Source organism: Gordonia sp. OPL2, from assembly GCF_003797825.1.
In the GTDB taxonomy this organism is placed as follows: domain Bacteria; phylum Actinomycetota; class Actinomycetes; order Mycobacteriales; family Mycobacteriaceae; genus Gordonia.
Window position 1 is genome coordinate 1 of the sequence record NZ_RKME01000130.1, and the last position, 394, is coordinate 394.

The following is a 394-nucleotide window of genomic DNA, read 5'->3' on the forward strand; positions in this document are numbered from 1 at the left end:
AGAGTGCAGCCGTCGAATTCGTCAGCCAGGCGTGGGCACACCTGAAGGCCATCGCCAGCGACGCGGGCGGCCAGGTGCTGCTGAAGGCGGCGCGCGTCGGCAACGACCTCGGCATCATCGAAGCAGAAGACGCCAAGGCATTCCTGGCGGCGGCCGCCACCCGCCAGTGGGCGCGCGAACCCAAGCTGCGCCTGCTGGCCTGACCACAACGACAGGAGAATCGTCATGCCCCGTGGTGACAAATCCGCATATACCGAAAAGCAGAAGCGCCAGGCCGAGCACATCGAGCAAAGCGAACGTGATCGCGGCGCGAGTGAAGGCACCGCCGAACGCATTGCCTGGGCCACCGTGAACAAGCAGGACGGCGGCGGCAAGCGCGCCGGCAGTGCCCGCA

The 394-nt window shown here is 67.0% G+C and carries 1 protein-coding gene; it reads left to right on the plus strand.

Going from position 1 to position 394, the window contains the following annotated elements:
* A partial coding sequence (locus EEB19_RS26635) for a hypothetical protein (protein ID WP_187590318.1) occupies nucleotides 1-203 on the plus strand: 203 nt, incomplete at its 5' end.
* Between the last annotated feature and the right edge of the window lie 191 nt (nucleotides 204-394).